28 protein-coding genes are annotated in these 23,104 nt (G+C 57.0%); 15 read left to right on the plus strand and 13 right to left on the minus strand.

What is annotated here, in order from left to right:
• Positions 1-13 precede the first annotated feature (13 nt).
• Positions 14-1,045: a quinoprotein relay system zinc metallohydrolase 2 gene (locus tag ACRZ9X_RS03155; RefSeq protein ID WP_480515917.1), complete on the plus strand. Its 1,032-nt coding sequence runs from the start codon at positions 14-16 to the stop codon at positions 1,043-1,045.
• A 68-nt stretch (positions 1,046-1,113) separates the two neighbouring features.
• On the opposite strand, the gene ACRZ9X_RS03160 is transcribed toward ACRZ9X_RS03155, so the two are convergent.
• Entirely contained in the window at positions 1,114-1,728 is a 615-nt protein-coding gene (locus tag ACRZ9X_RS03160) for a hypothetical protein (protein ID WP_480515918.1), read from the minus strand.
• A gap of 164 nt (positions 1,729-1,892) precedes the next feature.
• Between ACRZ9X_RS03160 and ACRZ9X_RS03165 the strand changes: the two genes are divergently transcribed.
• From ACRZ9X_RS03165 to ACRZ9X_RS03195, 7 genes are all read left to right on the plus strand, one after another.
• Complete coding sequence (locus ACRZ9X_RS03165) at positions 1,893-3,005, plus strand: S-(hydroxymethyl)glutathione dehydrogenase/class III alcohol dehydrogenase (RefSeq protein ID WP_480515919.1); 1,113 nt, start codon at positions 1,893-1,895, stop codon at positions 3,003-3,005.
• 1 nt (position 3,006) lies between these two features.
• Entirely contained in the window at positions 3,007-3,840 is an 834-nt protein-coding gene (fghA, locus tag ACRZ9X_RS03170) for an S-formylglutathione hydrolase (RefSeq protein ID WP_480515920.1), read from the plus strand.
• Between the two features lie 55 nt (positions 3,841-3,895).
• A complete protein-coding gene (locus tag ACRZ9X_RS03175) occupies positions 3,896-4,252 on the plus strand; it encodes a c-type cytochrome (protein WP_480515921.1) in 357 nt (118 codons plus the stop codon).
• 132 nt (positions 4,253-4,384) lie between these two features.
• On the plus strand, positions 4,385-6,187 hold the full coding sequence (xoxF5, locus tag ACRZ9X_RS03180; protein ID WP_480515922.1) for a lanthanide-dependent methanol dehydrogenase XoxF5: 1,803 nt from the start codon (positions 4,385-4,387) through the stop codon (positions 6,185-6,187).
• A gap of 69 nt (positions 6,188-6,256) precedes the next feature.
• Entirely contained in the window at positions 6,257-6,760 is a 504-nt protein-coding gene (locus ACRZ9X_RS03185) for a c-type cytochrome, methanol metabolism-related (protein WP_480515923.1), read from the plus strand.
• Positions 6,744-7,586, plus strand: a complete 843-nt coding sequence (locus tag ACRZ9X_RS03190; protein WP_480515924.1) for a substrate-binding domain-containing protein — start codon at positions 6,744-6,746, stop codon at positions 7,584-7,586. Before ACRZ9X_RS03185 ends, ACRZ9X_RS03190 begins: the two co-directional genes overlap by 17 nt.
• Entirely contained in the window at positions 7,583-8,137 is a 555-nt protein-coding gene (locus ACRZ9X_RS03195) for a PQQ-dependent catabolism-associated CXXCW motif protein (RefSeq protein ID WP_480515925.1), read from the plus strand. Before ACRZ9X_RS03190 ends, ACRZ9X_RS03195 begins: the two co-directional genes overlap by 4 nt.
• Before the next feature lies 1 nt (position 8,138).
• Here the strand turns inward: ACRZ9X_RS03195 and ACRZ9X_RS03200 are convergent, their stop codons facing one another.
• From ACRZ9X_RS03200 to ACRZ9X_RS03210, 3 genes are read right to left on the minus strand one after another with little or no spacing between them, the layout of a single operon-like run.
• On the minus strand, positions 8,139-8,957 hold the full coding sequence (locus ACRZ9X_RS03200; protein WP_480515926.1) for a quinoprotein dehydrogenase-associated SoxYZ-like carrier: 819 nt from the start codon (positions 8,955-8,957) through the stop codon (positions 8,139-8,141).
• Positions 8,954-9,919, minus strand: coding sequence for a beta-propeller fold lactonase family protein (locus ACRZ9X_RS03205; protein ID WP_480515927.1), 966 nt, complete (start codon positions 9,917-9,919; stop codon positions 8,954-8,956). Before ACRZ9X_RS03205 ends, ACRZ9X_RS03200 begins: the two co-directional genes overlap by 4 nt.
• A complete protein-coding gene (locus tag ACRZ9X_RS03210) occupies positions 9,885-10,424 on the minus strand; it encodes an SRPBCC family protein (RefSeq protein ID WP_480515928.1) in 540 nt (179 codons plus the stop codon). The genes ACRZ9X_RS03205 and ACRZ9X_RS03210 overlap by 35 nt, the downstream gene beginning before the upstream one ends.
• A gap of 299 nt (positions 10,425-10,723) precedes the next feature.
• Between ACRZ9X_RS03210 and ACRZ9X_RS03215 the strand changes: the two genes are divergently transcribed.
• The 7 genes from ACRZ9X_RS03215 to ACRZ9X_RS03245 are packed head-to-tail and all read left to right on the plus strand — an operon-like array spanning position 10,724 to position 15,945.
• Complete coding sequence (locus ACRZ9X_RS03215; RefSeq protein ID WP_480516569.1) at positions 10,724-11,905, plus strand: ABC transporter substrate-binding protein; 1,182 nt, start codon at positions 10,724-10,726, stop codon at positions 11,903-11,905.
• A 12-nt stretch (positions 11,906-11,917) separates the two neighbouring features.
• Positions 11,918-12,889, plus strand: a complete 972-nt coding sequence (locus ACRZ9X_RS03220) for a YVTN family beta-propeller repeat protein (RefSeq protein ID WP_480515929.1) — start codon at positions 11,918-11,920, stop codon at positions 12,887-12,889.
• Between the two features lie 19 nt (positions 12,890-12,908).
• The gene (locus ACRZ9X_RS03225) at positions 12,909-13,346 is read left to right on the plus strand and encodes a cupredoxin domain-containing protein (RefSeq protein ID WP_480515930.1); all 438 of its coding nucleotides are present in this window, start codon (positions 12,909-12,911) and stop codon (positions 13,344-13,346) included.
• A gap of 15 nt (positions 13,347-13,361) precedes the next feature.
• On the plus strand, positions 13,362-13,610 hold the full coding sequence (locus ACRZ9X_RS03230) for a PepSY domain-containing protein (RefSeq protein ID WP_480515931.1): 249 nt from the start codon (positions 13,362-13,364) through the stop codon (positions 13,608-13,610).
• A gap of 20 nt (positions 13,611-13,630) precedes the next feature.
• The gene (locus ACRZ9X_RS03235) at positions 13,631-14,596 is read left to right on the plus strand and encodes an ABC transporter substrate-binding protein (protein ID WP_480515932.1); all 966 of its coding nucleotides are present in this window, start codon (positions 13,631-13,633) and stop codon (positions 14,594-14,596) included.
• Positions 14,597-14,602: 6 nt separating this feature from the next.
• On the plus strand, positions 14,603-15,352 hold the full coding sequence (locus tag ACRZ9X_RS03240; RefSeq protein WP_480515933.1) for an ABC transporter permease: 750 nt from the start codon (positions 14,603-14,605) through the stop codon (positions 15,350-15,352).
• Positions 15,349-15,945, plus strand: a complete 597-nt coding sequence (locus ACRZ9X_RS03245; protein WP_480515934.1) for an ABC transporter ATP-binding protein — start codon at positions 15,349-15,351, stop codon at positions 15,943-15,945. The genes ACRZ9X_RS03240 and ACRZ9X_RS03245 overlap by 4 nt, the downstream gene beginning before the upstream one ends.
• Before the next feature lie 3 nt (positions 15,946-15,948).
• Here ACRZ9X_RS03245 and pqqE read toward each other — a convergent pair whose 3' ends face one another.
• The 9 genes from pqqE to ACRZ9X_RS03290 form a co-directional block, all read right to left on the minus strand.
• Complete coding sequence (gene pqqE / locus ACRZ9X_RS03250) at positions 15,949-17,061, minus strand: pyrroloquinoline quinone biosynthesis protein PqqE (protein WP_480515935.1); 1,113 nt, start codon at positions 17,059-17,061, stop codon at positions 15,949-15,951.
• The gene (gene pqqD, locus ACRZ9X_RS03255) at positions 17,061-17,336 is read right to left on the minus strand and encodes a pyrroloquinoline quinone biosynthesis peptide chaperone PqqD (protein ID WP_480515936.1); all 276 of its coding nucleotides are present in this window, start codon (positions 17,334-17,336) and stop codon (positions 17,061-17,063) included. Before pqqD ends, pqqE begins: the two co-directional genes overlap by 1 nt.
• A complete protein-coding gene (gene pqqC / locus ACRZ9X_RS03260) occupies positions 17,333-18,082 on the minus strand; it encodes a pyrroloquinoline-quinone synthase PqqC (protein WP_480515937.1) in 750 nt (249 codons plus the stop codon). Before pqqC ends, pqqD begins: the two co-directional genes overlap by 4 nt.
• Positions 18,079-18,975 (minus strand): pyrroloquinoline quinone biosynthesis protein PqqB, encoded by an 897-nt coding sequence (gene pqqB, locus ACRZ9X_RS03265; RefSeq protein WP_480515938.1) that lies wholly within the window; start codon positions 18,973-18,975, stop codon positions 18,079-18,081. The genes pqqC and pqqB overlap by 4 nt, the downstream gene beginning before the upstream one ends.
• 23 nt (positions 18,976-18,998) lie before the next feature.
• A complete protein-coding gene (gene pqqA / locus ACRZ9X_RS03270) occupies positions 18,999-19,100 on the minus strand; it encodes a pyrroloquinoline quinone precursor peptide PqqA (protein WP_120634970.1) in 102 nt (33 codons plus the stop codon).
• A gap of 102 nt (positions 19,101-19,202) precedes the next feature.
• On the minus strand, positions 19,203-19,886 hold the full coding sequence (locus ACRZ9X_RS03275; protein WP_480515939.1) for a response regulator transcription factor: 684 nt from the start codon (positions 19,884-19,886) through the stop codon (positions 19,203-19,205).
• Positions 19,887-19,895: 9 nt separating this feature from the next.
• Positions 19,896-21,497 (minus strand): sensor histidine kinase, encoded by a 1,602-nt coding sequence (locus ACRZ9X_RS03280; protein WP_480515940.1) that lies wholly within the window; start codon positions 21,495-21,497, stop codon positions 19,896-19,898.
• A complete protein-coding gene (locus tag ACRZ9X_RS03285; RefSeq protein WP_480515941.1) occupies positions 21,494-22,285 on the minus strand; it encodes an ABC transporter permease in 792 nt (263 codons plus the stop codon). Before ACRZ9X_RS03285 ends, ACRZ9X_RS03280 begins: the two co-directional genes overlap by 4 nt.
• Positions 22,282-23,028, minus strand: coding sequence for an ABC transporter ATP-binding protein (locus tag ACRZ9X_RS03290; protein ID WP_480515942.1), 747 nt, complete (start codon positions 23,026-23,028; stop codon positions 22,282-22,284). The genes ACRZ9X_RS03285 and ACRZ9X_RS03290 overlap by 4 nt, the downstream gene beginning before the upstream one ends.
• Positions 23,029-23,104: the final 76 nt, after the last annotated feature.

Below are 23,104 nucleotides of genomic sequence, written 5' to 3' on the forward strand. Positions count from 1 at the left end.
ACGGAGGGGCGTCATGTTCGAAGTCGTAATTTTGCTATGCGTGCAGGCCGCGACCGAACCCTGCAGAGAGCAGCTCTTGCCGGGCTATGAGGCTGAGTTGCAGGCAGATTGCGAACGGATGCTGGAGATGTCGCCGCCGCCGCGCGCTGATGGGCACAGCGGACAGCCCATCTGCCAACCTGTTGGCCAAACACTGGATTTCGAGGAAGCCGCGCCCGGTCTGTTTGTGCATCGTGGACTGATAGAAGAACCTAACGCGGAAAATCTGGGTGACGTCTCGAATATCGGATTTGTCATCGGTCAGGATAGCGTCGCGGTGATCGATACCGGCACGGCCCCGTGGATGGGCGAGGCGGTTTGGCGCGCCATTCGAGCCGAGACGGACAGGCCCGTCAGTCACGTCATTTTGACCCACATGCACCCTGATCACACCTTTGGGACAGGACCTTTGACCCTTTCAGGGGCGCAGGTCGTCGGCCATGCGGGGTTGGAGCGTGCTCTGCTGGACCGTCTGGGGAATTACATCGCCAGCCTGAGCGCTGTTATCGGCCCGGAAGCCTATGTTGGTATCGGGCCAATTGCGGTCGATATCGCGGTCGAAACCGAACAAGAGATTGATCTGGGCGGTCGCAAACTGGTCCTGCGGGCCTGGCCACGGGCCCATACCGGGAATGACCTGACGGTCATGGATGTGAATTCGGGTGTTATGTTCACCGGCGATCTGGTCTTTCATAGGCACACGCCGGCATTGGATGGCGCGTTGATCGGGTGGCAACGTGTTCTGAAGAAAATGACCGGGCTCGACGTGACCCAGATCGTCCCCGGCCACGGCGGCCCGATCCTGGCCTGGCCGGAAGGCTCCGAAGACATGGTGCGCTATCTGGATGTGCTGGAAACCGACACCCGCGAGGCGGTAGAAACAGGGCAGCGACTGGGCGATGCGGTCGAAACAATCGCCCGAAGTGAAGCGGAGCAATGGGAGTTGTTCGACGCCTATAACCCACGCAATGCAACGGTTGCGTTTACCGAACTTGAATGGGAATAGCTGTGTCAGCCGTCGCAGCGGTTAAGATTTTTTGCGACATACAAAAGGGCTAAATCCGCCCCGGCAACTTATCCCTGATCTGACGTTAATTGCTGCAGCATTTGCGAGATTGCAAACAGGCGGCGTTCGATGATCTGCGGAGTTTCGCACAGATAGGTGATCGAGCGCTGACGGTCCGTATAGATCAACTGATCCCAATCCAGTTGCTCTTCAAGGGCGTCAACGCGGTCAAAATCCGGCGGCTCTGCAGCTAAGGCCTGCTCCATTTCGACACGGGCCAGATCAATCTTTTCTGCCATATCGATCTGGTTCAGAGAAAACTCGCCGATCCCTGCGATGATCCGCTTGCGCCGTTTGGACAACGTGTCAAACACACGCTGAAACACCAACCCCAGAATATCCGGATCCCCATTGTAGCGCGCGGCAAACTGGGCGACCTGAGGCTGCAGGTCCTCAAGCTCAATCCGCCTGAGCGCCAGAAGGCCAGCGATTTCGTCAATGTCAGCACCGCTTTCAGAGGGTTCGGATTCGGTGATCTGGTGTGGCCACATGAGGCCCAACGACAAATCCTCGACCTTGCGTTGAATGCACGGCCAGGTGGGGTCGGAGAAATCTGCCGCAATACCAGGTCCGGCAACGCCAAACCAGGCTAACGCCATAACGATTAGCTTGCCGTTCGACATCACAGGTCTCCTCCACGCGGATACTATGCATGAAATCTGCGCCTTAAGTCCATTCAACCCAATACACACCATTGTCTTAATTGTTTGAACTAGGTGCTGGCCTTCATACTCATCCCAAGTTGCCGGTCTTTGAATGATTCCGGTACAAGGGAGGACAGACAGAAATGAGAACACGCGCGGCGGTTGCTGTGGCGGCAGGTCAACCTCTTGAAATCATGGAGGTTGAGCTGGATGGCCCGAAAGCAGGCGAGGTCCTGATCGAGGTCAAGGCGACTGGTTTATGCCATACGGATGAATTCACCCGTTCAGGCGATGACCCTGAAGGGATTTTCCCTGCAATTCTGGGCCATGAAGGGGCCGGAGTTGTTCTAGAGGTTGGCGAAGGCGTCACCAGCCTTGAGGTCGGGGATCACGTAATCCCGCTGTACACACCCGAATGCCGCGAGTGCGAATACTGCCTGAACCCCAAGACCAACCTGTGCCAGAAGGTACGCGCGACGCAGGGCGCGGGTCTGTTGCCGGATGGTACGACCCGGTTCAGCATGTTGGATGGAACGCCCATCCATCACTACATGGGCTGTTCAACCTTCGCCAATCACACTGTGGTGCCCGAGATTGCGCTGGCCAAAGTACGCAAGGACGCTCCGTTCGATAAGATTTGCTATATCGGCTGTGGCGTCACCACAGGCATCGGCGCCGTCATCAATACCGCCAAGGTCGAGATCGGTTCCCGCGGCGTTGTGTTTGGTCTCGGTGGGATCGGCCTGAATGTGATCCAAGGTCTGCGCATGGCTGGCGCGGATCAAATCGTCGGAGTCGATCTGAACGATGGCAAGGCTGAGATGGCTGCGCATTTTGGCATGACAGACTTCGTCAACCCCTCGAAAGTCAGCGGCGATTTGGTGGCGCATCTGGTCGAGCTGACCGGCGGTGGTGCGGATTACACTTTTGACGCTACAGGCAATGTTGGTGTAATGCGCACCGCTTTGGAATGCGCGCATAAAGGGTGGGGCGAAAGCATCATTATCGGCGTTGCCCCCGCGGGAGCAGAGATTTCGACGCGCCCCTTCCAGTTGGTCACCGGACGGTCGTGGCGCGGAACGGCGTTTGGCGGAGCCAAAGGGCGGACGGATGTTCCGAAAATCGTCGATTGGTATATGGACGGCAAGATCGAGATCGACCCCATGATCACGCACAAACTGACGCTGGATGAGATCAACCACGGTTTTGACCTGATGCACGAAGGCAAGTCGATCCGGGCGGTGGTGGAGTACTGACATGGATTTGAAGGTGATTTCGCAAAACCGTAGTTTCGGAGGAGAGCAGACTGTCTACTCTCACCCCTCCGAGACATGCGATTGCGAGATGACTTTTGCCATATACCTGCCGCCACAGACAAAATCCGGGCCAGTACCAGTGTTGTGGTACTTGTCAGGTTTGACATGCACCCACGAAAACGCGATGACCAAAGGTGGCTTCCAAGAGGCTGCAGCTGATTTTGGCGTCGCGGTTGTGTTTCCCGATACGTCTCCGCGCGGCGACAACGTTGCCGATGACGATGCCTATGACTTGGGGCAAGGTGCTGGATTTTATGTAAACGCCACTCGGGACCCGTGGCGGTCGCATTTCAGGATGTATGATTACATTGTCGACGAATTGCGCGATATTGTTCTGAAGAACTTTCCTGTTCAGGACCGTCACGGGATCACGGGTCATTCCATGGGCGGGCACGGCGCGATTACGATCGCGATTCGGAACGCTGACAAATTCGGATCTCTTTCGGCATTTGCCCCAATTGCGCACCCGACGCGCTCGGATTGGGGCCGCAAGCAGCTTAGCAGCTATCTGGGGGACGACGAAAATACCTGGGTCGCGCATGACGCGACACTGCTGCTGGAAGAACACGGCTGGAAAGGTGACCTGCTGATCGATCAGGGCGCGGATGATCAGTTTCTCGATCTGCTCAAACCCGAAGCTCTGGCCAACATGATGGCCAAACGTCGTCAACCCGGACAAATCAGAATTCAGGAAGGGTATGATCATTCGTATTTCTTCGTGAACAGTTTTGCGCGTGACCACGTCGAATGGCACGCGGAACGTCTTAGCCAATGACAACTCTAAGGAAAGAAAAATAGTGTTCAGAACGGTATTCACGGCAACCTGCCTCATGCTTGCACCCGCTTTCGCAAATGCCGAAGGCGATCCCGATGCAGGTGAAAAAGTCTTCCGCAAATGCAAGGCGTGTCATGCAGTTGGCGAGGGGGCAGAAAACAAGGTTGGGCCCCAGCTGAATGGTATCGTTGGCCGACAGGCCGCAACCGTCGAAGGGTTCGGTTATTCCCCTGCCCTTATCGAACTGTCCGAAGGGGGGCTGATCTGGACACCCGAGGAACTGGACGCGTTTCTGACCAAACCGCGTGACTACGCCAAGGGGATCAAGATGACCTTTGCCGGTCTGCGCAAGGAGGACGACCGCACCAATATCATCGCATATCTTGCGACCTTTGAAGACCCAGGGTCGTAAGAGATCGCATTGCTCGCCCGCCGATGAGACCGGAAAAGGGCTGGTCTGGGCGAGCATAAACAGACACCGCAATCCGACCTGGGTGAGGTGTTGCAATGCAGCGAAAACGCTGCACGAAAGGGAGGAGATTGAATGAAAAATCTATCGCTTTGGACCTCCGGGATTGCCATTGCATTGGCCACTGCGGCTTATGCCAATGACGACCTGGTTGCCCAGATGGAGAACTCGAAACAATGGGCGATCCAGACGGGTGACTACAAAAACCAGCGTTATTCCGAGTTGGATCAGATCAACGCGGACAATGTTGGCGATCTTCAGGTGGCGTGGACTTTCTCGACCGGTGTTCTGCGTGGCCACGAAGGTTCACCGCTGGTGATTGGCGACATGATGTATGTCCACACGCCGTTCCCGAACATCGTTTATGCTCTGGATCTGGCCAATGACGGCAAGATCGTGTGGAAGTACGAGCCTAAGCAGGACCCGGACGTTATTCCGGTGATGTGCTGTGACACTGTAAACCGCGGTGTGGCTTACGCGGACGGCAAGATCTTCCTGCATCAGGCGGACACCAAGGTTGTGGCGCTGGATGCCAAGTCCGGTGACGTGGTCTGGGAAGTCCAGAATGGCGACCCGGCGATTGGTGAAACCAATACAGCCACCGTGCTGCCCATCAAGGACAAGGTCATTGTTGGCATCTCAGGCGGTGAGTTCGGCGTGCGCGGATCAGTGACGGCCTATGACATGAACTCGGGCGAGCAAGTCTGGCGTGCCTATTCCATGGGTCCGGATTCGGACATTCTGGTTGACCCTGAAAAGACCACCCATCTGGGTAAACCAGTTGGCGCGGACTCGGGTACCAACACTTGGGAAGGCGACCAGTGGAAGATTGGCGGCGGCACGACCTGGGGTTGGTATTCCGCGGATCTGGACGAGAACCTGATGTATTACGGCACGGGTAACCCGTCGACGTGGAACCCGGCGCAGCGTCCCGGTGACAACCGCTGGTCCATGACCATCATGGCCCGCGACATCGATACCGGTATGGCCAAATGGTTCTACCAGATGACGCCGCATGACGAATGGGACTATGACGGCATCAATGAAATGATCCTGACGGAACAGGAAATTGATGGCGCCGAGCGTAAGCTGCTGACCCATTTCGACCGCAACGGTTTGGGATACACCATGGACCGCGTTACCGGTGAGCTTCTGGTGGCCGAAAAATTCGACCCGGTTGTGAACTGGACGACGGGTGTCGATATGGACCCCAACAGCGACACCTATGGTCGTCCGGCTGTGGTGGCTCAGTATTCGACGGAACAGAATGGCGAGGACGTGAACTCGACCGGTATCTGCCCGGCGGCTCTGGGTACCAAAGACCAACAGCCTGCAGCCTATTCGCCCAAGACCCAGCTGATGTACGTGCCGACCAACCACGTCTGCATGGACTATGAGCCCTTCCGCGTGTCCTACACCGCTGGTCAGCCTTATGTGGGTGCGACTCTGGCGATGTACCCGGCACCGGACAGCCATGGTGGAATGGGTAACTTCATCGCGTGGGACAATACCGATGGTAGCATCAAGTGGTCTCTGCCCGAGCAGTTCTCGGTCTGGTCCGGTGCGCTGGCGACAGCGGGTGATGTTGTCTTCTACGGTACGCTCGAAGGCTATCTGAAGGCTGTTCATGCTGAAACCGGCGAGGAGCTTTACAGGTTCAAGACCCCGTCCGGTATCATCGGCAACGTGATGACCTATGAGCAAGGCGGCAAACAGTATATCGGCATCCTGTCGGGTGTTGGTGGCTGGGCCGGTATTGGTCTGGCGGCTGGTCTGACCAACCCCAATGACGGTCTGGGCGCCGTGGGTGGCTATGCCGCTCTCAGTGACTATACCGCGCTGGGTGGTCAGCTGACCGTGTTCGCCCTGCCGAACTAAGCCAAGGAACCGACCGGCGCGGTCCAGAGGGACCGCGCCGGTTTTCACCTGTAAAGAAACGAGCTTTCCATGAACCACTCTGTACGTCTTCTGGCCTCTGTTCTTGTGTCCTGCCTTCCTGTGGCCGCGATGGCTGACAATCTGGCGGTCTCGTATTCCGAGGATGGGCGGTATTACACCGAAGACGATATCCCCACTTTCAACGTGGCCGAGGATGGAACCGTGGACTGGATGACATTTTCAGGCTTCCGCCGCTATCACGCGGAATGCCATGTCTGTCATGGCCCGGATGGCGAAGGCTCGACCTATGCGCCCGCTTTGAAAGAGTCTGCGCTGGACATGGACTATTACGACTTCGTCGATGTTGTTACAAACGGTCGCCAGGTGGTGAATGCCGCTGAAAACTCGGTAATGCCAGGCTTTGGCGACAACCCGAACGTGATGTGCTTTCTCGATGACATTTATGTATATCTGAAAGCCCATGGATCGGGTGCAATCCCACGTGGCCGCCCGCCGAAGAAAGAAGCAAAGTCTGAAGTGATCCGCGAGGATGAAAATGCGTGTATGGGCTAAGGCCTTCCTCGTTCTGACAACACTTGGCGTCTGGCTGGGACAGACTCAGCCCGGACAGGCGCAAACTTCAGATCTGGTATCGAACACAGCTTTTCGCGTTTGCGCGGACCCAGCCAACTATCCCATGTCGTCCGAGGATGGATCAGGGTACGAAAATCAACTGGCCGAACTGATCGCGGCCAAGCTGGAATTGCCCGTGCAATACGTCTGGTTCCCTCAGGCAACAGGGTTTATTCGCAATACATTGGCCGCCAAACGCTGCGACGTGGTGATCGGCTACGCGCAAGGCCATGAATTGGTGCAGAATACCAACCATTACTATACTTCGGCCTATGCGTTGATCGTACCGGAAGACAGCGATCTGACTGAGGTTGAGATGTTGAACGATCCTGCGCTCAAGGGGCGGAAGATCGGGATCGTGGCGGGCACGCCGCCGGCTGCGCATATGGCGCGAAACGGGTTGATCGGTCAGGCCAAGCCATACAACCTGTTCGTCGATCGACGTGTGGAAAGCCCTGCAATCGATATGCTGAATGACCTGCAATCGGGCGAGATCGATGCCGCCATCCTTTGGGGTCCGCTTGGCGGGCCTTTGGTCAAGGCAGATCACCCGGAATTCAAGGTGATCCCATTGATCAACGAAGAGTTGCCCCCGCGTCTGTTCTACCGCATCACCATGGGGGTGCGACAGGGTGAGAAAGTCTGGCAGCGGCAGTTGAATTCCCTGATCCGCCGCAATCAGGATGAGATTAATGCTGTGTTGGCCGATGCTGGCGTTCCGCTGGTGAATGATCTGGGGACCGAGGTTCTGGACTTGTCGCAATGATGCGTGCATTCGTGGCACTTGCGCTACTATCGACCGCTGCGATGGCGCAAACCGTTCCGGAACCCAGCGACTACCGCAAGGACCATTACCGTGCGCCGGTGCCTGACCAGATAACCGGCGGCACAACTATCGGACCAGAAGAGGCGCACAGCCTTTGGCAAGATCAGGGCGCTGCCTTTGTCGACGTTTTACCACGGCCCCCCAAACCCGCCAATCTGCCCGAGGGCACGATTTGGCGGGACAAGCCGCGCAACAGCATTCCCGGAACGACCTGGTTGCCCAATGTCGGCTATGGCGCGATCGCCGACGTCACGGCGGACTATTTTCGATCTGGGCTAGAGGCCAGCACCAATGGCGACACCAACCAAGGCGTTGTGTTCTTCTGTCTCGAAGATTGCTGGATGAGCTGGAACGCCGCCCGACGTGCAATCGAATGGGGATACACCAACGTCTATTGGTTCCCCGAAGGCACCGATGGCTGGGCCTTGTGGGGGTATCCGCTGGAACGGGTCGAGCCGTTTCCCGGCCAGCCTGTCACCGGCGGCGGTTGATCTAGAATCCAGCCAGTTTCTTGTGCAAATGGCTGACTGTGCCGTCCGTGTCGGTCATCGTCACATCAACAGCTTGCGCCCGGCTTGGTACCGAGATGCCGACCCTTGGATTTTCGGACAGCGAGATTGATCCGGTCATCTGAACATATCCCGCGCCATCAAGATCAATTTCCACGGAATCGACATATCGCATCGGAATGAACAGCAGAGAAATCTGGTCCATCTGCATTCCCGAATGGGACGGGTGATCAATGTTCAAGTCCATCTTGTTGGCGCGATCCGCACCCAAGTTGGATAGGCGCGCCAATGTATCCAGTGCGGGCACGCGGCCGACCAGTTCCGCCTCCATCGTTCCCAGTTTTTCCAAAGCCAGTTTCGGATCAGTTCCGGGTGGCGCGGCGCACGCCCCGAGACCGGATGTCTTGACAAATGTTTCCGAGACCCAAAGGCGGCCATCCGTGGTTTCGGCGATGACATGCATCGGGGTCGGGCCGTTCACGCGCATGGTCACGTCGAAGTAGAAACTCGGCAGCGGTTCTTCCAGCTCGAACACCGCAGAAACCGGCATCGGATTCTCGTCCAGTACCAAAGTCACTTTGGCTACATTCGTTCCTCGGGGGGCGACAACTTGCGCTGCCAATTCGGCCCGCGCATCATCTGGCGTGCGATAGGGCGCATCAATCGCGATCAGCGCGTCACCGTTCTGCATGGGTCGGTCGCCATAAAGCAGCGCGCGGACGTTGTCCCAGGCCTCATTCGATGCAAAGGCCGGGGCAGCCAGCACGCAGAACAACGCTGCAATCAGGTGAGAAGCCTTCATTGTCTTCCTCCTTGCAGAAATCTGCCAAAGGCACGCGGCCCGTCGCAGGTCTCTATCGTTTCTATCACAGTGAGCGCCTTTGGGTCCACGATGCTGACCGTGTTGTCGAACCAGTTGGCGACGACCACCAAATCCTCGCCGGAGGTCGCGTCGATACCTTCCGGATATTCTCCGACCTCAATCAAAGCTACATGCTCCAACGTTTCGAGGGAGATTACGCTGAGCGTATTGGCATATTGGTTGGTGACAAAGGCTCGGCCATTCGCGAAAGCGATGCCATAAGGACGCTCACCAACGGCAATCGTGGCAGTAACCGCAGCAGTTTCAACATCGATAACGCTGACATCATTGCTGCCGACATTGCCGGTTAACAGCCGCCCATCCGGTGCAAAGCGTAAACCGAAGGGACGGGTGCCAACTGGGATACGGTGCAACAGTTGGAGGGTGTCGGCACGAAAAACCGACACCTGATCCGCGTCCTTGTCGGCTGATGCCAGAAAACGACCATTTGCGGATATCGCGATCCCTGCGGGGGCGGTGCCTGTTGCTAGCTCTGTCAAAACCTGCAGATTGTCGCTGTCCAGCACCCAAAGACGGGCGTTGTACCAATCCGATACAAATACCCGCCCGCGCGCCGTGTCCAGCGCGATGCCGATGGGACCACCATCCAATACAGTCTGAGCCATCGTCTCACCGGTCTCAGAGGACAAACGCCGCACAGTCTTGCTGTCCGGGGATACGGTGAGCAGGGTTGCGTCCGATCCGACGGCCACGCCTGCAGGCTTGCCGGGCAAGGGCCAACGGGCTGTTTCCTGCCTTTTGGACAGGTCAATCCGACTAAGTTCCTCGCCATTTTGACAGGTGATGAAGGCCGTCTCTGCCAGTGTCGGGCTGGCAGTGATCGTCGTAAGCAACGAAAGTAATCGGCTAGCTTGCAGTACCAAAACGCTCGACCAGGGCATCGAGTCCTGCCTGATACACTCCGGTCACGGCGGCGATGGCAGCCTCGTCATTCAATTCAGCTGGAGGGTCATTGTTTGGATAACCGCGATAAAAGGCCCCGCGCCATTCAATGATCGACCCACCCCCATCGCGCGGTTTTACAGTCAGATGCGACGAGTAATTGGTGACGGGCAGAACCTCGACCGCGACTTCGGTGATCCGGTAAGAATAGCTCATCTTTTCGTCGCTGAACTTGTAGAGGATTTCGTCAATCGTCGGCCCGCCTTCCTGACCGAGTGTCAGCAGCCGGGTCGCGTCAATTTCGTTGCCGCCGTTACCTTCGGTCGAGAACACGGCGGGATGCCATGACATGTCATCAAAGTTCCCGACGACGGCCCAGACCTCTTCGGGTGAGGCCGCCACTTCGGTGGTCAGAGTGACTTTCTGTCGGGTTGGTCCGTGGGCCCAGACCATGCCGGGAACCAGTAGTGCAGCGGTTGTCACAAGAAGCGTTCGTCGATCCATTCTGTATCCTCCCTGAATGCGCTTGGCGATGATTGACCCGGCTTTCCCAGCCAATTCCAACGATCAAACACACCGAACCGGTCACCCGATGCGACCCCCTGAAAATCTTAGAGGGGCCGCGGGAAACCACAGCAAGATCAACCGCATAAGCGCATTCTTATAAAATAAGAATCGAGCTTAATCATGAAGCTGATAGGCTTTGTTTTACAACACGGCCAAAAGTATCGGTTCCGTTCCTGGGGCGTTTCGCTCTTGATGAGCCAACCTGATCTTTCGGGCAACGGGAGGACATCTTGACCATGCGCGTGCTGCCGCTGTTTGCGGCGCTTTTCTGGTGTATGACTGTGGGGACTGCGGCGGCGATCGATGTCAAAGCTGCAGTGCTGCGGATCGACTATCCATCGCTTCTGCCGATCTCGCGATATGATCTGAAGCCGGACGATCTGGGCTTTGCCGGTGCCGCGCTTGGGGATGAGGATAACGGCACCACCGGCGGTTTTCTGGGACATACATACGAGACCGCGACCGCTGCGGTTCCGCCGGAAGAAGCCGACGCGGCGATGGATCAGATCCTTGCCGAAGGCGTGCGCCTGATCGTTCTTATCGGCGAAGTCCAAGATGTTTTGCGCTTGACGGACAAGGCCGCTGAGGCAGGGGCGCTGGTGTTCAATGTGTCTGCACCGGATATCGAGTTGAGGGATGCAAACTGTCGCGGCAACCTGCTGCATATTGCTCCGTCCCGTGCCATGACAGCTGATGCTGTGGCGCAGTTTGCGGTCTGGAAGAAATGGGGCGATTGGTTCCTGCTGGCCGGTTCTAACCCCGAAGATATGAAACTGGCAGATGCCTATCGCCGCGCGGCTACCAAGTTCGGTGCAAAGATCGCCGAGGACCGAACCTTTGCGGATACCGGGGGGTCTCGGCGGACGGATTCCGGGCATGTTCTGGTTCAACGCCAATTGCCGCTGGATACGCAGGATGTACGCGATCATGATGTGGTGATTGCTGCGGACGAAACCGATTACTTCGGGCGCTACTTGTCTTATCACCTGTGGACCCCACGCCCGGTGATGGGATCGGGCGGGCTACGCCCGACGACATTTCACGGTGCACATGAGGCTTGGGGGGCCACGCAGTTCCAGACACGTTTCGAAGAGCTGACTGGCCGTTACGTGCGGCCCGAGGATTACAACACTTGGCTTGCCCTGCGTGTGATCGGTGAGGCCGTGACCCGTGCCAGCACAGCCGAGCCGGACGGCGTTCGCGATTATGCCCTGTCGGACGAATTCGAACTGGCGGCCTTCAAAGGCCAAAAGGTAACCTTCCGCGACTGGAACGGGCAGTTGCGCCAGCCGATCCTGCTGTATGACGGGTCGATCACCGTCAGCGTCAGCCCGCAAGAGGGATTTCTGCACCAGGTCTCACCGCTCGATACGATGGGTCTGGATCGGGCGGAATCCAGTTGTCAGGCATTTGAATAACCGGAGGTTTTAATGAAACAACTATTGTTGACCGTTGCCTGTGTTGCGTTGACCTCGGGTTCCGCGTTTGCGGGCAAGGCTTTTGTGTCGAACGAGAGGGGCAACACCATCACGGTCGTGGATACCGAAACCTGGGAGGTGATCACCGAGTTTCCCGGTGGAAACCGCCCGCGTGGTATCACCGTCAGCCCGGATGGTGGGACGCTGTATGTCTGTGCTTCGGACGACAATATCATCCGGGTGTTTGATACCGAGACCTATGAGGAACTGCCCAGTCTTCCCTCTGGTCCGGACCCCGAGCTTTTCATCCTCGAACCCTCGGGCAAGCGGCTCTACATCGCCAATGAGGACGACAATCTGGTGACGGTCACGGATACCGAGACGCGCACCATTCTGGCCGAGGTGCCGGTTGGCGTCGAACCCGAGGGCATGGGGATGAGCCCGGATGCCAAATTTGTGGTCAACACGTCCGAGACCACCAATATGGCACATTTCATCTCAACCGAGGATTACACCATCAAGCATAACGTTCTGGTCGATCAGCGCCCGCGTTATGCCCAGTATACAGCCGATGGAAAGCGGCTGTTTGTAACCTCGGAAATTGGCGGGACAGTCTCGGTCATGGATATAGCCGAGGACGGAACGCCAACGGTTGTCGGCAAAATCAGTTTCGAGGTGCCCGGGGTGCAACCGGAATGGCTGCAACCTGTTGGCGCCAAGGTAACCTCGGATGGCAAACGCTTGTTTGTTGCGCTTGGACCCGCAAACCGGGTCGCCGTTGTGGATGCGCAAAGCCTTGAGGTTCTGGACTATATCCTCGTGGGGCAGCGGGTCTGGCAGCTCGATTTCACACCGGATGAGAAATACCTGCTGACCACAAATGGCAATTCCAACGACATCACAATCATCGATGTGGCGGCAGAGAAAGCCATCAAATCGGTACAGGTCGGTCAACAGCCCTGGGGCGTGGTGACCATTGACTGAAGTTCTGGGAGGGACGGGAATGAAGAAACTTATGATCGCAGTGATGGTCGCGGCGCTCGGTGGGCCGGTTTCTGCGGCTCCGCTGTGTGACGATCTGGGATTTGCCGGGCTATTGGCGAAGTGCAATCGGGGTGACACCATCAAGCTGACGCTCGCCTCGGGTCAGCCGCTGGGCGAGGACGTGGTTCTGCAGTCAGGTGCGTATTACAAACTTGAAATCACTGCCGACGGCTCGGCGGAATTGGCAATCGAAGGCCCTTCTTTCTTTCGTGCAATCTGGATGAATGAGATCGTGATCAACAAGATCGAAATCCGCCCGATGGCGGTGGATAGCATCGAGTTTGACAAGGCGGGTGTGGCAGAACTGTCGTTTATCGCCATCAAACCCGGCAGCCATGAAATTCGCATCCCCGGGTCCACCGGGGAAACGCAACGCATTACGGTCAGCATTCAATAGAGAAAGGATAGGATGATGAAAAAGCTTGGGGTTTTGTTGATTGCGGGCCTTGCCGTAGCACCGGCTTTTGCCGACGAAATTGACGCGGCGACCGTTGAAAAGATCGAGGCCTATCTTGCATCCATCGAATGCCAGATGGACCCGGACGATATTGAGGTCGAAGATGACGGCTATGATCTGGACGATGTGATCTGCAAAGGTGGCAATCAGTTCGACATCAAACTGGATAAGGACCTCAACGAAGTCAGCCGCAGGGCGGAATAAAGGGCGAAAAGGATGAAGCTATGAAGAAACTGTTTGCCGCATGTCTGGCGCTTGCTTTCACAGCGGGCACTCTGGCCGCTGATACTCTTCCGACCATTCGCGCTGCAGTTCTTAAGATCGGAACGGTGAATTGGGAGCTGGAGACCATCCGACAAAACGGTCTGGACAAGAAACATGGTTTCATTCTTGATGTTCAACCTTTTGCAGACAATGGTGCCACCCGCATCGCTGTGGAAGGCAACGAAGCTGATTTGGCCGTCGCTGACTGGATCTGGGTCGCGCGTCAGAGGGCAGCCGGGAAGGACTATGTCTTCATCCCTTACTCGAAAGCGGTCGGTGGGGTTGTTGTACCAACTGACAGCCCTGCAACCAGTCTAAAGGATTTGGCGGGCGGCAAGATCGGTATCGCCGGTGGACCGCTGGATAAATCCTGGCTGATCCTGCGTGCTTATGCAGCGCAGGAATATGGTATGGATCTGAAAGCCGAGACCGAGCAGGTGTTCGGCGCTCCACCGCTGATATTCAAGTCAGCACTCGGTGGGGATTATGCCGGAGCAATCAATTTCTGGCACTTTCTGGCCAAGATGAAAGCGTCTGGCATGAAAGAGCTGATCTCGGTAGAAGATGCCGGGCAGGCGCTTGGCCTTGATACCAATACGCCTCTGTTGGGATATTACCTGAAAGAGAGTTTTCTGACCGAAAACCCGGGCCTTGCGCAAAGCCTGTTTGCCGCCAGCCGCGACGCCAAGGATCTGCTGGCCAATTCACCCGAGGCATGGGAGGCGATCCGGCCTCGTATGAACGCCAAGTCTGACGTACAGTTTGAGCAGCTCAAATCCGATTGGATCGCGGGAATTCCAGATCGCAGCCCTATTGACGTGGATGCGGCCAACAAGATGCTGGAACTCATGGCTGAATTAGGTGGGGCTGAGCTGGTTGGCGAAGCAACAACAGTGCCACAAGGTCTGTTTGCTGTCGTGGAATAGGGTTTGATGCAAAACACGCGCCTCACGCCGCTTTTGTCCATTACGGGCCTTGTGGCGTTGTGGATTGTTGCGGCCTTTCTGACCGCAGACCCGCAAATTTTGCCCCAGCCCTGGGACTTGATCCCCCGATTTCAGCAGGAACTCGCGTCGGGGGAATTGCTGCGCAGCCTTGGTGCGACTTTGGTGCGCGTGATCTGGGCTTTTGCGTTGGCGATGACTTTGGGAACAGTCATCGGGCTGGCCATGGGGCGGTCGGATGCGCTTAACCGCTGGCTCGACCCGTGGTTGGTCATCTTCCTGAACCTGCCCGCCCTTGTGCTGATCGTTTTGTGCTATCTCTGGATCGGTCTGACTGAAGCTGCGGCGATCACAGCCGTGACATTGAATAAAATTCCCAATGTCGCGACGATCCTGCGCGAAGGCGGCAGAGCGCTGAACCCGGATCTGGACGCGATGGCCCAAGTTTACCGGCTGCCGTGGCAAACGCGACTGCGCCATGTGATCCTGCCGCAGTTGGCCCCGTTTATCGCTGCTGCTGCACGGTCGGGGCTTTCCCTGATCTGGAAGATCGTGCTTGTGGTCGAATTTCTGGGGCGCTCATCAGGCGTTGGATTTCAAATCCACCTGTATTTTCAACTTTTTGATGTGGCAATGGTGCTTGTCTATGCGTTTTCGTTCATCGCGGTCATGCTGGTCGTGGAATGGCTGGTCTTGCAGCCATGGGAACGCAAGACCAGACACTGGAGAGCCGCATGATCCGCATCGACATACGGCAAAAACACTTTGGCAGCGACGTTGTCCTAGGCCCCGTTTCCATCGATATCGCGGCTGGGGAAACGGTTGCCCTGACCGGACCGTCAGGCATCGGCAAAACCACTCTGCTGCGGTTGGTGGCCGGAATCGATCCTGACTTTGACGGCCGGATTGTGCGACCGGATCGGCTTGCGATCGTATTTCAGGAGCCCACCTTGCTGCCCTGGCGCTCGGTTTTGGATAATCTGATCCTGATCCATAAGGATTTATCTCATGCTGACGCCATCGCCGCCCTTTCCGATGTCGGTTTAGACGGGAAGGGCGATCTGTTCCCCGGTCAACTATCCTTGGGTCAGCAGCGTCGTTTGTCACTGGCGCGCGCCTTTGCAGGGCAGCCCGAGTTTCTGATTATGGACGAACCCTTTGTCTCTCTGGACGCCGAAACAGCCGAGACGATGCTGACCCTGACCGAGGACCTGATCGCGCGGTATGGCCCGGCCACCCTGTTCGTGACCCATTCCGAACCCGAGGCGCAGCGGCTGTCCGACCGGATACTGAATTTGAAATCCGGACCAAACGGGGCCGTCTTAGGATAGGGTTTATTCCGCAGGCTCGGTCGCTTTTCCGGGTGAGACGCGATAGACAAAGGGGGCGTCTTCTTTCGCTGCATGTTCGTTTGCCTGATCCTGCAAAGCCTGATGATGGGGGGATTTGATGCACACCGGATCGGTGGCGCTTGCATCTCCGATAACGGCCATGGCCTGACAGCGGCAGCCTCCAAAATCGATGGTTTTTCGTTCGCAAGACTTGCAAGGGTCTGCCATCCAGTCCGTACCGCGATACGCATTGAATGCCGAGCTATCGTACCAGATATCCGCAAGCGGTTTGTCCTGTACCCGATCAAATGTCAGATGCGGAATGGATTGCGCCGCATGACAGGGCAGCACCTGACCATCCGGAGCCACGTTCAGCCCGGTCGTACCCCATCCACCCATGCATCGCTTGGGATAATCATCGTGATAATCCGCCGGAACATAGTCGATCACCAACTGCCCTTTGAGGGTTTTCCGCGCTTCAACCACCTGTTGCGTCACCTGCTGCGCCTGTTCGCGTGTCGGCATCAAAGCGTCCCGGTTCTTCAGGGCCCAGCCATGGAATTGCACCGTTGCAACCTCGATCCGCCGTGCGCCCATCTCTTGTGCCAATTCCAGTGCGCGTGGCAGTTGGTGCGCGTTGTGACGGTGCAGAACAAAGTTCAGGGTCAACGGGAATCCGATCTGTTTGATCCATTCGACGGTCTTCATCTTGCGGTCGAACCCGCCCCGATAGCCACCCACCTTATCTGCCATCCCTGCGTCGGTGCCTTGAAGGGACAGCTGGATATGGTCCAGACCGGCCTCATCCAACTCATTCAGACGACGCTCAGACAAGCCTATCGCTGATGTGATCAGGTTCGTATACAGCCCTGCCTCGCGCGCGGACTTGACCAAAGAAACCAGATCACGACGCGATGCGGGTTCGCCGCCCGACAGGTGCAGTTGCAAGACGCCAAGGGCGGCGGCCTCCTGGAAAACGCGTGCCCAGGTCTCGGTATCCAACTCGCTGTCGAGCTTCGCCATTTCGACCGGGTTGGAGCAATAGGGACAGGATAGCGGGCAACGATGGGTCAACTCGGCCAGCATGGCAATTGGGGGTGGGGCCTTTGTCTGCATCACATCACGTCCAAAAAGCGCCGGGCCCTCAGGGCGTCCAGAAAGCCTGAACTGTCTTCGGCAATCTGTTCTTTCGGAGCGTTGTATTTTTCGGACAATATAGCCGTGATCTGACCAAAGCTGCGCTGGCCGTCAACTTCGGTCAAAATTGCATGCCCGATCTGATCCAGCGTAACGGCTCGTTCCGGCGCCAATAGAACCCATTTATCCCGCACGGAATCGAAATGGATGCGCACACCGCGCGGAAGCGTGGGAATTTCCTGCGCCAACATCATGATGCCTGCCGCATTAGCAAGCCGACCTCCGGTTTCCATGCGCCCGGAGGAATGCGCGCTGGCTCGACATAGGCTCCCCACAGGGCATCCAACTGCGACCAAAGAACATCTGTCTTGAAAATGAGCGCTTGCGCCGCCGCATCCTGCTTTTCAGCGGTGTCGGCGTGATCCAGCACCCACGCCAAACCAAAGGCCACATCTTTAGGGGCCTCTTTCAGCCGATTGCGGAAATAGGACAATGAGCTGTCATCCGCAAAATCGTAGTGTTGGAGCAGGCCTTCGATCCTGTTGGCGTGAATTTGGGGTGCGAAGAGTTCCGTAAGCGAAGCCGCAACCGCTTCAAGCAGCGTCTTTTCGCGGACAAATCGAACATAGGCGTCCACCGCGAATTTGGTGGCGGGCAACACGCCGTCGCATGTGGAGACGTAGTCCGGATCAAGTCCAACTGCCTCGGCCAGTCTTAACCAGCGTCGGATGCCCCCTTCGTTCTCATCCGTACCATCATGATCTTCGATCCGTGAGCGCCACGCACGCCGCAAGGCCGGGTCTTCAACCCGGGACATGAAGGCCGCGTCCTTCATCGGGATGGAATGTTGGTAATAATACCGGTTTATCACCCAGGCACGGACTTCATCGGGTGTACATTGACCGCCGTGCAGGCGGTGGTGAAAGGGGTGCAGATCATGATACCGCTCGGCCCCGATCTGGCGCAGCCGGGCTTCGAATTCTTCAGGGCTTTGGGTCATAGCGTGATCTCCATTCCATCCTGACCAATCGTCCAGCCTTTGGCTTGGGCCAGAGCATTTTCGGTGCTGTCGGGCCGCAAAACCGGATTGGTGTTGTTCATGTGGACAAAGATTTTCTGTCCGATGTGCATGTCGGCAAAACTGGCGATCGAACCATCAGGCCCGTCCATCGACATATGGCCCATGCGTTTGCCCGTTTTCTGACCCAGCCCCGCGCGCACCATCTCGTCATCCTGCCAAAGCGTGCCGTCGAAAAACAGAAGATCGGCCCCTTCAAGACGGGCGCGCAACTCAGGGGTCAGTGCTGCGCAGCCTGGGATGTAGTAGGCCGTCTTTCCCTGTGTGTTCAGCGCCACCCCGACCGTTTGTTCGCCGACCAGATCGGTTTGGACATTCTCCCCTTCCAGATACAGGGGGACTTTGCCGGGCACGGGAAACAGGGTCGCCGTCAGGTTTGGAACCAGTTCGAAGGGCTCATTCAACGAAATAGGTGCGCGCCGCACGACAGAGGCGTTCAAGGCATCAAAGATCGGGTTTGCCCCAATAACGTCGTGGATGCTGTTGGTCGCAAACAGGGTAAAGGGTTGCATCTCGCGCAACGTAAGCAAGCCCGCCACATGGTCGATATCCCCGTTTGTCACCAGAACCGACTGAACCGGCATATCCCGCAACCCTGTGGGAAACAAAAGGGGCGTCTCAGCCAGTTGCACGCGAATATCGGGCGATGCGTTCAAAATGGCCCAGTTCTGACCATCGGGGGACACGGCGAGAGAGGACTGCGTTTGCGCAGGAATCTCTCCGCGACGTGCAAGATTACAGTTCTCGCACCCGCAGTTCCATTGCGGAAGGCCGCCGCCAGCAGCGGCCCCAAGTATTATTGCGCGCAACGTCATTGGGTGTTGGCGCTTGCGGCTGATCAGATCAGGCCGCCACCGCGCTCATCATCATGATCGGGGCCGTACATGTTGATTTCCATGCCGCACTCGATTTCGCGGATAACAGGTTTATTCCAAGCCATATCTGGGTCCTCCTCCTAAGATTTGCTTTCACACAATGTGGCAGGTGTCATGCGAACGGGCCACTCTTAATTCATAAGAGAGCGTTAGACTTTCGTCGGTAGTCAGTCGTCATCCGGTATCGGAGCAAGCCCTTGAATGCAGAAGCCTTGGTTGCGTATGGTTTTGATTTCAAATCCGAAATCGTCGGACCCCAGTTTCTTTCTCAGATACCCGATATAGACATCGACCACATTTTCGTTACTGGACCCGTCCTGCGACCAGAGCGTGTCAAACAGCTCACCTCGCGGGACAGGAGATCCCGCTTTGCTGTTGAGCAACATGAGCAGATCGAACTCACGCTCGGTCAATGCTACATGTATGTCCCGGACGGTGAGGGTTCTGTTGCGGGCTGAAAAACGCGCCGGGTCGGGTCGCTGTGACAGCGCCCGGTGTTCTTGTACCTGCAATCGGGCCACAAGTTCATCAAAGCTGAAAGGCTTCACCACATAGTCATCAGCCCCTGCTTCAAGCCCGGCAGCGCGATGATCAACGTCCGAGAGGGCCGACAACATCAGAATAGGAATCGCAACACCTGCCGTACGCGCAGCCTGAACCAACTCGATACCACTGTCTGCACCCAGCATGACATCAACAATTGCGCCCGAGAAGGCACCGCTTTTCAGCCGCTCCAAACCTTGATCGGCGCGGTTCTCCGCTTCGGCCGAGTAGCCGTGCAGTGACAGGCCCCGGACAAGGGCCGAGGTTATTTTCGGGTCGTCGTCTATGATCAAAAGTTTCGAAGCCATGGGGTCACTCTACGCTTTAGCCAACGGCAATCGAATGCAGACATTTGTACCGGCATTTGCTCCCAAGGCGCAGTCACGCGGAACCGGGCTGGTGACCGAGATCGATCCTTCGTGGGCCTCGACGACCCATCTGGCCAGGGCCAGTCCGACGCCAAATCCCTGACTGTTCGCGGCACCACCCTGAACAAACCTTTCAAATATTTGACTTTGCGCGCTTTCGGGAATGCCCGGACCGTTATCGGTTATCTGTATCTGAACAATTCCACCTGCTGTTCGACCCAAAAGTGACAATGCTTTGCCCTCACGCGCGTGCCGGATCGCATTGCGCAAAAGGCTGAGAAAAACCTGACGCATCCAGTTTGGATCACAATTCAACTCACAATCCGGGAATTCTCCGACCTCAAGCTGCATATTAGCGCTGTCGATTTCCGGTTGAATGTCACGGACAACGGTTTGCATCACCGCGCGCAGCGCAACATCACGCGGGTCCAGAGCCAGTTCACCGGTTTCAGACCTCGCAACACGTAGTAAATCGTCAATACGCTGATTCAGTTTTGCCGCGCTGGTTTCGATCGTTGCCAGAGCCTCTGGCGCGGTCTGGTTGTCCCGTTGGCCAATCTGCGACTCCATCATGATGACTGTCAGCGGTGTGCGTAATTCGTGGCTGATATCCGCAAAAAAGCGGCGGCGGTTTTCGTCAATTCGGGACAGCGTTTCATTTGCCGCGCTAAGTTCCCGTGTCCGCTGAGCAATTGTTTCATTCAATCGCGCCCATTCTGCAACAACCTCATCTTGACGCTGCTTTAATGCCGCTGCCATTCGATTGGTTTCGCCATACAGTTGACCGATCTCATCGTTGCGGGTTTCCGGCAGCGAAACCGCGAACTCTGATTTGCCAACCTGAACTGCTGCGTTCCGCAGACGGTCCAGACGAGAGAACTGCGGCCGTACCAGACCAAAGTAAAACCATGCCGTGCTGAGCAACGCAAATAGCGCAAGCGCCAAGGCGACCCACGTCAGCATCAGGCGGGTCCTTTCGATTCCGGTCAGTATCGCGTTTCGAAACAGAACCTCGGTATTCACGGCCTGACTGAGCAAGGGATCAAATGCTGACGCAAACGAGTCGATATAAGCGCGCAACCTCGCCTGATCGGCCTCGGTATCCGCAAGCCCGTCCAGTGTATTGGCCAGCAGCGCTTCCATCCTGGCCAGGCCCAGGGATTGGGTTCCGTATCGGGATTGCTCGTCCAGGCCGAGGGATTGAACAGCGCTGACTGCGTCTTCCACATCGGATCGAAGTTGCAGAAAGGTTGTCCCGATCTGGTCCCGGATCGGGGACAGGCGATCCAGTCGGGTTTCGACGGATTGGCCAGTCTGGATTGACTCGGTGGCGATCACAAGAAACGTCGCGGCCTGGGTCGACAAAGCAGCATAGCGCGCCATCCGGGTCTCCGAGGCCAGCGCGGTCTCCAGACGATTGGCGACGGTTTGCATTCCGAAATAGAGGATGGCCGCCGTCAACAAGGTGCCTGACCCAAGCACAATTGCGCCAAGACCTAGACGGGTTTTCAGTAGCAGGCTGCGTTTTGGGGCTTGGGGCTGGGTCGTCATGATTTACGCTTCATCAACCCACGGGCCGGATCGTATCCCCAAACGGCAATTGTGCACAAAACGGCGGTAGACCCCAGAACCCAGGCTAAGGCCCCCCAATTGATCTGCATGTACAGCAGGAACCGGATCAACTCGACAACATGCGTAAATGGGTTGAACGCGCAGATATCACGCAGCAAGGGTGAGCTTTCGGCCATTTTCCACAAGGGATAGAGGGCCGAGGACAGGAAAAACATCGGGAAGATGACGAAGTTCATGACCCCAGCGAAATTCTCAAGTTGTTTGATGAAACTGGATAGCACCAATCCCAGCGCCCCCAGCATCAGGCCGCCCAGAACCAGACCCGGCAGCACAGCGAAATAGCCAGGCAGAGGCAGGACAATTCCGAACAGCGCTGCCAGCCCCAGAAATGTATAAACCTGAAGGATGGAAATGGCTGTCGATCCCAGCAGGCGGCAGAACAACAGCCACCAGCGCGGGAACGAACTGGTCAGCAATAGGCGCATCGATCCCATCTCGCGGTCATAGACCAGGCTCAGCGAGCTTTGCATTCCGTTGAACAGCAGGACCATCGCGCACAGGCCGGGTACGATGTAGGTCTCATATGTAATATAGGTCTGATAGGGCGGGATGATTGACAGGCCGAGGGCGGCACGAAACCCGGCCGCGAAGATCAAAAGCCACACCATTGGCCGGACCAAAGCGGCAAGAAACCGTTCGCGCTGATGGATGAAGCGCAGGAATTCGCGCCCGATGATGGCCCGTGCGACCCCCCAGAACCCGCTCATGCCGGGACCTTGGTTTGGGCCAGGAACCAATCAGAGAGTGTCTGATCTCCGCGCAGGTCGCCTGCCTGCCCACGGGCGAGTATTTGTCCGCGATGCAGCACCAGCAACTGGTCATTGTCGAGAATTTCATCGGTGAGGTGCGTGGCCCACAAAACGCATAACCCCTGTGCCGCCAGATCGTGCACATGGTCGGTGATCGCCTGCCGCGCCGCAGCATCAAGCCCGACGGTTGGCTCATCCAACAGCAGCACTGAGGGGTCGTGCAGCAAAGCACGCGCCAACTCCATGCGGCGACGATGACCGCCATTCAGATCGCGCACCCGTTCCCCGGCGCGTTCCCGCATGTTCAACCGATCCAATGCAGCGTCGATCCGGGCAGGAACCTCTGACCGCGGCAATCCGTGTAAAGCAGCGAAATAAGTCATGTTCTGGCGCACTGTCAGACCCAGATCCAGAGTTGGTTGCTGAAAAACCACCCCGAGTTTGGCCAGCGCTTTGCGCGGGGCTTGGCGCAGGTCGTGACCTGCAACACTGATGTCACCTTCCGGGGCTACAAGCAGTCGCGTCAACAGGGATACCAAGGTCGATTTTCCAGCCCCGTTGGGGCCGAGCAGTCCGCAGAAAGTCCCGGCTGCAACCTCGAAAGACACGGCATCTAAAGCTGTCTTGGTGCCATAGTGAAAGCTCAGCTCGCGTACGGCGAGACCGGTATTGGCTGCCGTCTGGGACCGCGCGTCTGACATTCTTCCTCCGTCCCGAGCTGTGGGGCTTTCTCGCAGCTTGCAATGTCGGGTCGCGTTTCTCAACCTTCCTGTCCGG

It is taken from the genome of Ruegeria sp. AL1, assembly GCF_056540905.1.

Bases quoted from the DNA above. Each gene is read 5' to 3' on its own strand.
- ACRZ9X_RS03155 (WP_480515917.1), top strand. From the start codon at position 14: ATGTTCGAAGTCGTAATTTTGCTATGCGTGCAGGCCGCGACCGAACCC.
- ACRZ9X_RS03160 (WP_480515918.1), bottom strand. From the start codon at position 1,728: ATGTCGAACGGCAAGCTAATCGTTATGGCGTTAGCCTGGTTTGGCGTT.
- ACRZ9X_RS03165 (WP_480515919.1), top strand. From the start codon at position 1,893: ATGAGAACACGCGCGGCGGTTGCTGTGGCGGCAGGTCAACCTCTTGAA.
- fghA (WP_480515920.1), top strand. From the start codon at position 3,007: ATGGATTTGAAGGTGATTTCGCAAAACCGTAGTTTCGGAGGAGAGCAG.
- ACRZ9X_RS03175 (WP_480515921.1), top strand. From the start codon at position 3,896: ATGCTTGCACCCGCTTTCGCAAATGCCGAAGGCGATCCCGATGCAGGT.
- xoxF5 (WP_480515922.1), top strand. From the start codon at position 4,385: ATGAAAAATCTATCGCTTTGGACCTCCGGGATTGCCATTGCATTGGCC.
- ACRZ9X_RS03185 (WP_480515923.1), top strand. From the start codon at position 6,257: ATGAACCACTCTGTACGTCTTCTGGCCTCTGTTCTTGTGTCCTGCCTT.
- ACRZ9X_RS03190 (WP_480515924.1), top strand. From the start codon at position 6,744: ATGCGTGTATGGGCTAAGGCCTTCCTCGTTCTGACAACACTTGGCGTC.
- ACRZ9X_RS03195 (WP_480515925.1), top strand. From the start codon at position 7,583: ATGATGCGTGCATTCGTGGCACTTGCGCTACTATCGACCGCTGCGATG.
- ACRZ9X_RS03200 (WP_480515926.1), bottom strand. From the start codon at position 8,957: ATGAAGGCTTCTCACCTGATTGCAGCGTTGTTCTGCGTGCTGGCTGCC.
- ACRZ9X_RS03205 (WP_480515927.1), bottom strand. From the start codon at position 9,919: ATGCCCTGGTCGAGCGTTTTGGTACTGCAAGCTAGCCGATTACTTTCG.
- ACRZ9X_RS03210 (WP_480515928.1), bottom strand. From the start codon at position 10,424: ATGGATCGACGAACGCTTCTTGTGACAACCGCTGCACTACTGGTTCCC.
- ACRZ9X_RS03215 (WP_480516569.1), top strand. From the start codon at position 10,724: ATGCGCGTGCTGCCGCTGTTTGCGGCGCTTTTCTGGTGTATGACTGTG.
- ACRZ9X_RS03220 (WP_480515929.1), top strand. From the start codon at position 11,918: ATGAAACAACTATTGTTGACCGTTGCCTGTGTTGCGTTGACCTCGGGT.
- ACRZ9X_RS03225 (WP_480515930.1), top strand. From the start codon at position 12,909: ATGAAGAAACTTATGATCGCAGTGATGGTCGCGGCGCTCGGTGGGCCG.
- ACRZ9X_RS03230 (WP_480515931.1), top strand. From the start codon at position 13,362: ATGAAAAAGCTTGGGGTTTTGTTGATTGCGGGCCTTGCCGTAGCACCG.
- ACRZ9X_RS03235 (WP_480515932.1), top strand. From the start codon at position 13,631: ATGAAGAAACTGTTTGCCGCATGTCTGGCGCTTGCTTTCACAGCGGGC.
- ACRZ9X_RS03240 (WP_480515933.1), top strand. From the start codon at position 14,603: ATGCAAAACACGCGCCTCACGCCGCTTTTGTCCATTACGGGCCTTGTG.
- ACRZ9X_RS03245 (WP_480515934.1), top strand. From the start codon at position 15,349: ATGATCCGCATCGACATACGGCAAAAACACTTTGGCAGCGACGTTGTC.
- pqqE (WP_480515935.1), bottom strand. From the start codon at position 17,061: ATGCAGACAAAGGCCCCACCCCCAATTGCCATGCTGGCCGAGTTGACC.
- pqqD (WP_480515936.1), bottom strand. From the start codon at position 17,336: ATGATGTTGGCGCAGGAAATTCCCACGCTTCCGCGCGGTGTGCGCATC.
- pqqC (WP_480515937.1), bottom strand. From the start codon at position 18,082: ATGACCCAAAGCCCTGAAGAATTCGAAGCCCGGCTGCGCCAGATCGGG.
- pqqB (WP_480515938.1), bottom strand. From the start codon at position 18,975: ATGACGTTGCGCGCAATAATACTTGGGGCCGCTGCTGGCGGCGGCCTT.
- pqqA (WP_120634970.1), bottom strand. From the start codon at position 19,100: ATGGCTTGGAATAAACCTGTTATCCGCGAAATCGAGTGCGGCATGGAA.
- ACRZ9X_RS03275 (WP_480515939.1), bottom strand. From the start codon at position 19,886: ATGGCTTCGAAACTTTTGATCATAGACGACGACCCGAAAATAACCTCG.
- ACRZ9X_RS03280 (WP_480515940.1), bottom strand. From the start codon at position 21,497: ATGACGACCCAGCCCCAAGCCCCAAAACGCAGCCTGCTACTGAAAACC.
- ACRZ9X_RS03285 (WP_480515941.1), bottom strand. From the start codon at position 22,285: ATGAGCGGGTTCTGGGGGGTCGCACGGGCCATCATCGGGCGCGAATTC.
- ACRZ9X_RS03290 (WP_480515942.1), bottom strand. From the start codon at position 23,028: ATGTCAGACGCGCGGTCCCAGACGGCAGCCAATACCGGTCTCGCCGTA.